Annotated in this window: 8 protein-coding genes; 4 read left to right on the top strand and 4 right to left on the bottom strand. The window is 72.5% G+C overall.

Features of this window, described 5'->3' with window-relative positions; translation table 11 throughout:
• Nucleotides 1-51 precede the first annotated feature (51 nt).
• Entirely contained in the window at nt 52-1,122 is a 1,071-nt protein-coding gene (locus AB0472_RS43870; RefSeq protein ID WP_366365098.1) for an HTH domain-containing protein, read from the top strand.
• Nucleotides 1,123-1,224: 102 nt separating this feature from the next.
• Here the strand turns inward: AB0472_RS43870 and AB0472_RS43875 are convergent, their stop codons facing one another.
• Both AB0472_RS43875 and AB0472_RS43880 read right to left on the bottom strand, forming a co-directional pair.
• Nucleotides 1,225-2,571, bottom strand: a complete 1,347-nt coding sequence (locus AB0472_RS43875; RefSeq protein WP_366365099.1) for a GAF domain-containing SpoIIE family protein phosphatase — start codon at nt 2,569-2,571, stop codon at nt 1,225-1,227.
• Between the two features lie 307 nt (nt 2,572-2,878).
• Nucleotides 2,879-3,259 (bottom strand): helix-turn-helix domain-containing protein, encoded by a 381-nt coding sequence (locus AB0472_RS43880; RefSeq protein WP_366365101.1) that lies wholly within the window; start codon nt 3,257-3,259, stop codon nt 2,879-2,881.
• Between the two features lie 93 nt (nt 3,260-3,352).
• Between AB0472_RS43880 and AB0472_RS43885 the strand changes: the two genes are divergently transcribed.
• Nucleotides 3,353-4,282 (top strand): NADP-dependent oxidoreductase, encoded by a 930-nt coding sequence (locus AB0472_RS43885; protein ID WP_366365103.1) that lies wholly within the window; start codon nt 3,353-3,355, stop codon nt 4,280-4,282.
• A 593-nt stretch (nt 4,283-4,875) separates the two neighbouring features.
• Nucleotides 4,876-5,154: a GlsB/YeaQ/YmgE family stress response membrane protein gene (locus tag AB0472_RS43890; protein ID WP_366365105.1), complete on the top strand. Its 279-nt coding sequence runs from the start codon at nt 4,876-4,878 to the stop codon at nt 5,152-5,154.
• A gap of 182 nt (nt 5,155-5,336) precedes the next feature.
• Here AB0472_RS43890 and AB0472_RS43895 read toward each other — a convergent pair whose 3' ends face one another.
• A complete protein-coding gene (locus AB0472_RS43895) occupies nt 5,337-7,736 on the bottom strand; it encodes a glycosyl hydrolase family 65 protein (RefSeq protein WP_366365107.1) in 2,400 nt (799 codons plus the stop codon).
• Nucleotides 7,737-7,792: 56 nt separating this feature from the next.
• Nucleotides 7,793-8,665: a universal stress protein gene (locus AB0472_RS43900; protein ID WP_366365109.1), complete on the bottom strand. Its 873-nt coding sequence runs from the start codon at nt 8,663-8,665 to the stop codon at nt 7,793-7,795.
• Nucleotides 8,666-8,896: 231 nt separating this feature from the next.
• Between AB0472_RS43900 and AB0472_RS43905 the strand changes: the two genes are divergently transcribed.
• On the top strand, nt 8,897-9,607 hold the full coding sequence (locus AB0472_RS43905; protein ID WP_366365110.1) for a CBS domain-containing protein: 711 nt from the start codon (nt 8,897-8,899) through the stop codon (nt 9,605-9,607).
• The last annotated feature ends 45 nt before the right edge of the window (nt 9,608-9,652 follow it).

A 9,652-nucleotide genomic window follows, 5' to 3' on the forward strand; every position in this document is an offset into this window, starting at 1 on the left:
CGCCGGACCGGCGCGCGAGGGCGCGGGGTTAGGATCACCGCATTCCCACCGGTGAACGACAGCAGGGGCCGCCCGATGGCCGCGGAGCCGCAGGTACCGCAGATCCCGCAGATCCCTTGGAGCGGCCTGGGGCTGCCGCCGCTGGCGGGGCGGGTCCTGGAGTACCTGGTCGGGCACCCGGAGACGGCTCCCGCCGAGGTGGCGGCGGCCCTGGGCACGTCGACATCCGCGGCCACGCGGGCCCTTCGGCTGCTGGAGTCCGAACTCCTCGCCGTCCGGGTCAGCGGGCACGGGGCCCGCTGGAGCGCCAGCCCGCCGCGCCCTGCGCTCGGCAGCCTCCTGGCCCGCCGTCGCGATGAGCTGGCGAGTCTGGAGACCCACGCCGAGCTGCTGCACGAGGTGCACATCTCGGTGACCAACCACCGTTTCGCGTCGGACCAGTTCGAGATCCTCGACACCCAGGAACGGGTCACCGCGCGCTACGTCCATCAGCTGCGGGCGGCCCGGCACGAGGTGCTGCACCTGGTGATGCCGCCGTACGTGGCGGCTGACGACGGGGTGCCGGACAGGCTGGCCGTGCAGTCGGCGGCGATCCGTACGGGGGTGGTTTTCCGGTCGGTGTACGACAGCGACACCCTCACCGACGAGGTGTCGCTGGAGACCGCGCGCCGTGGCGTCGAGATCGGCGGCGAGGTGCGGCTGTCCAGCGGCCTGCCGATGAAGCTGGTGATCTTCGACGGCACCACCGCGATCATGCCGCTGCGACGGGACGACGCGGCGGCGGGCTCACTGCTGGTGCACTCCCCGACGCTGCTGCACGTGCTGGCGGCGCTGTTCGAGAGCCTGTGGGGGCACGGGGTGCCCTGGGGACAGCAGGGTCGCGCGGTGCCGCCGGCGCCCGCCGCCGACACGCCGAACCCGCGGACCCGCGAGGTGCTGCGACTGCTCTCGCTCGGCATGAAGCAGGAGACGATCGCCCGCACGCTGGGGGTGAGCCGGCGCACCGTGCAGAAGGACATCAGTGACATCGGCACGGCGTTGGGCGCGCGCAACCACTTCCAGATCGCGCTGCTCGCGCAGGAGCGCGGCTGGCTGACCCCGAACTCCCGCCGGCACGGCTGAGGCCACGGGGCCGGGTGCGCTGAGCCGGCGCCGCGCGGCGCCGCGTGGGTGGCGCGCTCGACGACCGCGCCGGCCATGCGTGCACCGGGCTCGGGGCCGGTTTCAGGACACTCGGCCGCCGGTGGCGTCCGGGAGGCGGACGGCCAGCAGGGCGACGTCGTCGTCGTTGTCGTGGGGCCGGGAGCGCTGCAGCAATTGGTCGGCGAAGGTGTCCAGGTCGCGGTGGGCCAGAGAGGCGGCGTGCCGGCGCAGGTTCTCCATCCCCGCGTCCAGTGACTGTCTGCGGGACTCGATCAGGCCGTCCGTGTAGAAGACGAGTGTCGAGGCCGGCGGGAGGGTGACGCGGGCCTCGGAACGCGGTTGGGGCGAAGGCATGCCGAGGAGGAGCCCGTTGGCCCCGGTGAGGTAGCGCGTCAGGCCGTCACGACCGACGAGCAGCGGTGGCGGGTGGCCGGCGCTGCTCCACCGCAGCTGCCAGGCGCCGGTCGCGTCGACCGCCAGCCGGGCCAGGATCATGGTCGCCATGCGGACGTCGGTGATCTGCGTCATGGCCTCGTTGAGATGCTCGACCATGCCGTGCGTCGGCCGGTCCTGCGACCAGGTGAACGCGCGGATCATGTTGCGCAGCTGTGCCATGCCCGCCGCCGCTTCGAGGTCGTGACCGACGACGTCGCCGATGACCAGCGCGGTGTCACCGCCGGGGAGGTGGAACGCGTCGTACCAGTCGCCGCCGACGTAGGAGGCATCCGGGGCGGAGAGGTAGCGGGCGGTCATGCCGACCCCGGGCAGATACGGCAACTGGGGCAGCAGATAGCGCTGCATGGTCTCGGCGACCTGGCGCTGGCGCTGGTAGTGACGGGCGTTCTCCAGGGCCAGACCGATGCGCCGGGCGATGTCCTCCAGCAGGGCCAGGTCGTGCGTGGTGAAAGCCTCGCCGTCGTCGGAGCGGCCGAGCGTGAGCGCGCCCATCACCTCCCACGGCCCCCGGATGGGCGCGATCACCGCGGTCCTGATCCCCGTCGCCCGGAACAGTTTGCGCTGCTCGACGGCGATACCGCTGTCCGGTTCGCCCTCGTACGTCTGCGGGCCGGCGAGGTTGGAAGCCACTCCTCGCAGGGCCCTGGACAGGGGCATGAGGGAGGCGTCGGAGACCGGCGGCATCGGTCCCTGCAGGTCTTCGCGCACGGTGAGGCCGTCGGCACCTGCGTGGACCACCAGATACCGCGACACGTCATCGCTCTCCGTGATGAGGTCGATGACGGCCCAGTCCGCGAGCCGCGGCAGCACCAGGGCGACCACCCGGTGCAGCGCCTCGTCCACGTCGTTGTTGGAGATGAGCTGGGCGGTGGTGTCGGCGAGCAGGGCCAGCCGTTCCAGCTCCGACAGGGCCCGGGCGGCGACCGGGGACTGGGCGCACCGCACTCCGGCGTCGGTGGTGGTGTCGGTCATGACCGCTCCTTGTCGAGCCGTGCAACGCGGCGCAGAACGGAGCGGTCGAGGCCCGACAGCGCGCTCACCCGCTGTGAGCGGACAACGTTCCCGGGCGGGTGACGGCGTACGTCCGGCCCCTGTGGTGCCGGACGACGTACTGCGGTCGGTGCTTGACGATATGAGGAACTACCTGGTGAGGCTGCTGTTTCCCCAACAACCGACCGAGCGGCCGCGAGAGCCGCAGCGACATTTGTAGCACAGGCGTTCTCGTCGATTCCGGGTCTCGCCCGTCCCGGGTGCCGGCCGACGTGCCCTGGCGGTGGCCTCAGTCCCCGTGACCGGCCGGCTCGGGATCGGCGTAGAGCGCGTCGAGCACCGCGTCGCCGTTCGTCCTGGCCCACTCGGTCAGCGTGTGGATCGGGTCGATCAGCGTCGCCCCGAGCGGGGTGAGCTCGTACTCGACACGGGGAGGCACCTCGGCGTAGGCGTGGCGGCGGACGAGTCCGTGCGCCTCGAGCCGTCGGAGTGTCTGGGTGAGCATCTTGCGGGAGATGCCGCCGATCAGATCGATCAGCTCGCCGTGGCGGACCGGGCCCTCGCTGAGACCGTAGAGCACGACCACCGTCCACTTGTCGGCGATGAGGTCGACCGCCAGACGTGCCGGGCAGTCGGCGAGAAAGGCATCGCAGGGACCGAAACCGCTCATGGCGCCAACCGTACCCGCGCCTGAGGTACCTCTGGGTTCCTGCCGAAAACCTAGCCTGGCTGTCTCCCCCTTCCCTTCTGTGCCAGGAGAGTCATGCGAGTCGTCACCCAGCAGGTGCTCGGCGGTCCCGAGGTGCTCACCGTCGTGGACGCACCCGAGCCTCGGCCCTTTCCGGGCGAGGTACTCGTCCGCGTCAAGGCGATCGGACTGAACCCACTGGAGGCGCGTCTGCGCGCCGGCGAGTTCCCGTTGCTCGGCCGGCCGCCGTTCGTGCTCGGCTGGGACATCAGCGGCGTGGTCGAGGCGGCGCCGCAGACGTGGCGGTTCCGGCCCGGCGACGAGGTGTTCGGGATGCCGCTGTTCCCGCGGGCGGCGAACGCGTATGCCGAGGTCGTGTCGGCGCCGGCGTTGCACCTGGCGCGCAAGCCGGCGTCGCTCTCGCACGTCGAGGCGTCGGCCTTGCCGGTCGTCGGGCTGACGGCATGGCAGGGACTCGTCGACCTGGGCGGTGTGACCGAGGGCGACCGCGTCCTGGTGCACGGCGGTGGCGGCGGGGTCGGCCACGTCGCGATCCAGATCGCGAAGGCACTCGGCGCACACGTGATCGCGACCGCCAGTGGCGGCAAGCGGACGTTCGTCGAGGGGTTCGGCGCCGACGAGGTGATCGACTACACGACGGTCGACTTCACCGAGAAGGTCCGCGACATCGACGTCGTGCTCGACACCATCGGCGGCGACACCGTCGAGCGGTCCCTCGCCGTGCTCCGCCCGGGCGGTCACCTGGTGACGGCGGTCGCCGAGGAGGACACGGAGCTCATCGCCCGGTACGAGGCGGCCGGCATGCGCTTCAGCGGCATCGCGGTCGACCCCGATCCGGTCGCGCTGCGAGGACTCGTCGAACTCGTGGAACGGGGCAGGCTCCGGGTCCACGTGCAGGAGACGTTCCCGTTCGACCGGGTCACCGACGCGCACCGGCTGCTCGACCGCGGCCACCTCCAGGGCAAGGTCGTCCTCACCGTCTGACCCGGTCGCGGGGCCTCGCGAGAGCTGGGCCCCGACGGCCGGTGGCCGGCCGCCGTCGGCGACGTTCCGCCCGGAGGCGCGCCGGCCCGAGGGCGTCCCGGTGGTGGCACGCCCGGTCGGGTGCGCGCCGGGCAGGTCCGGGCGGTGTCGGTCGCCGTCGGCGAGGAAGCCGGCTATGGCGACGGCTTCGGGCGGCTCGCCGTGGATGAAGTGACCGGCGTCGGGGACGACGACCCCGGTGGTGTCGTCGTCCCGTGGGCCGAGGGAGGCTGCCGTGTCCGGGACGCCTGCTGCGGGGGCGCCGTGGCACGGTCGCGGGCCTCGACGTCCGCCGCCCGCCCCAGCACGTCGAGGCAGGTGCGCAGCAGACGGGGCACCGGGCCGACAGCACGGGCGGGCGGTGTCGGGCGCCTCGGGACAGTGGTCATGGCTGCCGGTCTTCCCGGTTGGCGGCGGCAAACCGGACGCTCGGGAGTGACTGCGTGACGATCCGGAGCCGTCGGGACCGGGACCCGGACAAGACGTTTGTCCGTATCCGATCGGAGCACACGATGAGCTGACCCAGCCTTTGTCCGAGGAAGCGGAGACGCACCATGGGAATCATCGCGTGGATCATCATCGGCCTGCTCGCCGGCGCCATCGCCAAGGCCCTGATGCCGGGCAAGGACCCCGGCGGCATCATCGTCACCATGCTCATCGGCATCGTCGGCGGTCTGCTCGGCGGCTGGCTCGGCAAGGTGATCTTCGGTGTCGACTCCATCGACGGGTTCTTCGACCTCTCCACCTGGATCGCCGCGATCGTCGGCTCCCTCATACTGCTCGTCCTCTACCGCCTCGTCACCGGTAACCGGCACTCGCACGGCCACGCCTGACGCGCAGCAGGCATACGCCCGCGCCACCGACGGCTCCCTCCCCGGTTCGCCGGACGGGAGCCGTCGGCGCGCACGGCGGCGCACCGGCGCCGGCCGGGCCGAGCACCGGAGCGTCGGGCCGACTCCCTCCCGGCGACCGGGAGCGTGCGCGGACACGAGGCGCCGGGGGCCCGGCAAGGACGTCACCGCTCGGCGGGATGCTCCTGGGCGCCGTCCGCAAGCACCAGCCGGCAGGTGTCCCCCGGCTCCACGCGGACCGCGCGGTCCGGCAGCCGGATCTCGATCGGTGAGCGGTCCGAGGCGGGCACCAGCATCTCCAGCCGGCCTCGTGCCAGGCGCAGCCGTACCCCCCAGTGTCCGCGGTAGCGCAGGGACACCGCGTACGACGACAGTTCCGGCAGCGGCACCGGGTCGAGCCAGAGCGCTCCGTCCCGGGTCTCCAGGCCGGTGAGTCCGCGCTGGACGAGGTCGAGGGTGCCTGCCATCGCGCCGAGGTGGACCCCTTCTCCGGTGGTGCCGCCCTGGACGTCGGCGATGTCGCCGCGCAGTGCCTCCTGGACGAATCCCCAGGCGTCCGTACGCCGGGCACGGGCCAGCACCCAGCCGTGGACCAGGCCGCTGAGGGTGGAGCCGTGGCTGGTGCGGCGGAGATAGTGGTCGACGGTACGCGCCCAGATCCCGTCGTCCAGTGGGTAGCCCAACCGCTGGAAGATTGACCGGAGCTCGGCCGGTGAGAAGAGGTAACCGAGCATCAGGACGTCGGCCTGCTTGGACGCCTTGTAGCGGTTGACGGTGTCGCCCTCCGCCTCCAGGATCCGGTCGAGGCGGCGGATGTCGCCGTACCGTTTCCGGTAGCCGTCCCAGTCGAGTTCGGCGAGGTCGCCGTAGCCCTCGAACTGGCTGATGAAGCCGTCGTGGAAGGGGACGTGGAGGGTGCGGGAGACGTCCTCCCAGTGTGCGGGCTCGCTGTCGTCGAGGCCGATGCGGCCGACGAGTTCACGGCGGCGCGGCCCGGGCAGCGTGCGCAGCAGTTCCAGGGCGCGGGTGAGGACCCAGGCGGCGGTGACGTTGGTGTAGGCGTTGTCGTCGAGGCCGGGTCGCGAGGCGTCCGGGTAGCCGTCGTGGTACTCGTCGGGGCCCATCACGCCCAGGATGCGGTGCCGGCCGAGCCGGTCGTCCCAGGTGGCGGCGTCGCCCCAGAAGCGGGCGATCTGCAGGAGCGTCTCGGCGCCCTCGCCGTCCCGGAAGCCGGTGTCTCCGCTGGCCTCGCAGTACTGCCACACGTTGTACGCGACCGCCGATCCGACGTGCCACTGGAGCCGCGAGTGGTCCGGGAGCCAGCGTCCCGAGCGGGGGTTGAGGTGCAGCTGCTGGGACTCCTCCCCACCGTCGCTGCCGCTCTGCCAGGGGTACTGCGCACCGCGCAGGCCCAGCGCACGCGCGGCCGCGCACGCCCGGTCCAGCCGCCGGTACCGGTAGCGCAGCAGGGCGCGGGAGACCTCCGGGAAGTGCAGGTTGAGGAAGGGCAGCACGAACAGCTCGTCCCAGAAGACGTGCCCCCGGTACGCCTCCCCGTGCAGCCCGCGGGCCGGCACCCCCACGTCGAGGTCCGCGGTGTGGGGGGAGAGGGTCTGCAGTACGTGGAAGAGGTGCAGCCGCAGAATCCGGCCGGCCCGGCCCGGGACGTCCAGCTCGGCCCGCCGCCACAGGTGTTCCCACGCCGTCCGGTGCGATTCGATCAGGGCGTCGAAGCCGGGAGCGGCTCCGACCCGGTCGACGGCGGCCCGCAGCGGGTCGCCGATCGCGGGGTCGCGCGAGGTGTGGACGGCGGCGATCTTGTCGACGACGACGGTGCGTCCGGGGGTGAGCCGGAGCAGGAAGCGCTGGACGGCTCGCAGCGGCTCGGGCGTCGCCTCGGTGATCGGCACGTCGGTCAGCAGCCGGGCCGCCACGCCGACGCGGATGCCGGAGGTGCTGGTGCGGGAGCTCAGCCAGATCGTGTCCGGGGCGGCCACTCCTCCTTGTACGTGGGTCAGATGGCAGCCGTCGAGGTCTCGGTAGCGCGGCACCCCAGCGTTGGTGACACCCCCGTCGAGAGCGGCCTCGACCTCCAGTTCCCCGGCGTAGCCCTCGGCCGTGAACTCGGTGCGCAGTGCGGCCAGATGCGGGTCGGCCATGTGGACGACGCGCTGCTGACGGACGTAGAGGACTCCGCCGGCACCGAGGCCGAAGCGTGTCCGGCGCTCCAGGAGGCCGGTGGCGAGGTGCAGGACCTGCCGGTGGTCGAGCACCGTGGCGGTGTCCGGGACGAGCCAGTCGCCGCCGGGGAGACGGAAGCGGAGCGGCAGCCAGTTCGGGAGGTTGACCATGTCCTCGTTCTCGACCTGGTGTCCTGCCACGTCCGAGGTGAGCCGGTCGTAGACGCCGGCCGCGTAGGTGCCGGGGTAGTGCACGTCGTCGGCGGTGCACTCGGGCAGGACGCCGCGGGTGGCGAAGCAGCCGTTGCCCAGCGTGCACAGTGACTCCCGCAGCCGCTCGTCGGCGGGCAGGTAACCGTCGTACTCCCACGTCCAGCCGCTCACTTCGGCTCCCTCCGTGCGGGGCGGACGCCTCGGCGTCGTGTGGACCGGTGCAACGATCACTCCGGCTGCGGTACCACCGCCACCGGGCACTTCGCCTGGTGGAGCAGCGTGTGGGCCACCCGGCCGAGCTGCAGACCGACGTGTGCGTGCCGGCGCCTCGCGCCCACGACGACGAGGTCGGCGGCGGCCGAGCGGTCCACGAGGATCCGGTGGGCCGGTCCCTCGGCCGTCACGCTGCGGACCTCGACCCCGGGACGGGCGGCGATGGCTTCGCCGAGCAGTGCGTCCAGCAGCGCCGACGCCTTTCCCTCGTGCTGCCGGGCGACCTCTCCGAGCGCGACCTGGTTGCCGACCTCGTGGGCGGGGCAACGCCAGGCGCGGACGACGTACAGGGCGCATGCGCGGACCTCGGCCTCACGGATGGCGAAGCGTACGGCCTCGTTCGCGGTGCCGGGCTCCCCCGCGCCCAGCAGGATCCGCCCGTGGCCGCCGGCCAGGCCGCTCCGGTCGCCCCGGACCACGATCACCGGGCAGTGCGCCTTGGCCGCCACGGCCAGGCCGACCGACCCGAGCAGCAGCCCGGTCAGCTCGCCTCGGCCGCGGGATCCGGTGACCAGGGCATGTGCGTGGTCACCCTCGCGCAGGAGGGCGCAGACCGGGTCGTCGGGAAGGATGTCCGCAGTCACCTTCACGTCCGGGCGGCGCTGGGCGACCCGCTCGGCCGCGGAGGCGACGACGTGTTCGGCCGGCACGCGTTCCGAGGGGCGTTCCGTGCCCTCCGACGGCACTCCTGCCTCGTAGCGTTCCCAGCGGGAGGCGTACACCAGCCGCAGCGGTATGTCGTGGCGGCCTGCCTCGTCCGCCGCCCAGTCGACCGCGGCCAGGCTTCCCTCCGATCCGTCGACGCCTACGACCAGGGGAGGTGTCATCGTCCCCACCGCCTTTCGTCGGACTGCCACGTCGTGCAGCAGGGGGCTCCGATGTCACCGTGCCACCTTCCGGCGACGGGGCGCAGGGGTCACTGGGCCCGTCCGTGTGCCCGGTCAGCCCCTGTCGGCGTGGAGCGGCGCGCCGGACGCCGGGCCCCGGGCCCACCGGAGAGGAGGGCTCTCGGTTCGACCCGTCCGCGCACGGGTCATGGCCTTGAAGGAGGCCCGGACATGAAGCCCACGAAGGTCGGCGCCGTCATGGTCACCGACGTCGTCACGGCCGGGTACGGCACACCGTTCGAGGAGTCGGTGCGGCTCGTGGAGGAGCACCGCGTCAGCGGCCTCCCGGTGGTCGACGGGGACAAGGTGCTCGGCGTGGTCTCCGAGACCGATCTCATGCTGCACCAGACCCGCGAGCCCGGGCACGACCACCCGCACGTCATGGGTCGCGGCACTCGGCGTGCGGCCGTCAGGAGCAACGCGACCACGGTGGCCGGTGTCAGGTCGGGACCGGCCGTCACCGTCCGCTCCGACGCCACGGTCGTCGAGGCGGCCCTGCTGATGGCAGGACACCGTGTCGAACGCCTGCCCGTGGTCGACGCGGAGGACCGGCTGGTCGGCATCGTCACCCGTGGCGACCTGCTCAGGATCTTCCTGCGTTCCGAGGACGAGATCGTGCGGGAGGTCCGGCAGGAGGTCCTCGGCAACACCCTCTGGCTGGCCCCTTACGCCGTCGAGGTCACGGCGCGGCACGGCGTGGTCACCCTCACCGGCCGGCTGGAACGGCGCAGCGAGATCCCCGTCGCGGTCGGCATGACGCGCCGGCCGGACGGTGTCGTCGACGTAGTCGACCACCTCTCCTACCGGCTCGACGACAGACACCCGCGGCCGACCGAGCAGAAGCTGCACGGGGTGGCCGACGACTGGCTCCGCAAGCTGTGACGGCTGGACATGGGTCTGGCCTCCGCCTGGTTTGCGTCGATGCTC

The organism is Streptomyces sp. NPDC086777 (assembly GCF_040702065.1).
Taxonomy (GTDB): Bacteria; Actinomycetota; Actinomycetes; order Streptomycetales; family Streptomycetaceae; genus Streptomyces.

Bases quoted from the DNA above. Each gene is read 5' to 3' on its own strand.
- AB0472_RS43875 (WP_366365099.1), bottom strand. From the start codon at position 2,571: ATGACCGACACCACCACCGACGCCGGAGTGCGGTGCGCCCAGTCCCCG.
- AB0472_RS43880 (WP_366365101.1), bottom strand. From the start codon at position 3,259: ATGAGCGGTTTCGGTCCCTGCGATGCCTTTCTCGCCGACTGCCCGGCA.
- AB0472_RS43885 (WP_366365103.1), top strand. From the start codon at position 3,353: ATGCGAGTCGTCACCCAGCAGGTGCTCGGCGGTCCCGAGGTGCTCACC.
- AB0472_RS43890 (WP_366365105.1), top strand. From the start codon at position 4,876: ATGGGAATCATCGCGTGGATCATCATCGGCCTGCTCGCCGGCGCCATC.
- AB0472_RS43900 (WP_366365109.1), bottom strand. From the start codon at position 8,665: ATGACACCTCCCCTGGTCGTAGGCGTCGACGGATCGGAGGGAAGCCTG.
- AB0472_RS43905 (WP_366365110.1), top strand. From the start codon at position 8,897: ATGAAGCCCACGAAGGTCGGCGCCGTCATGGTCACCGACGTCGTCACG.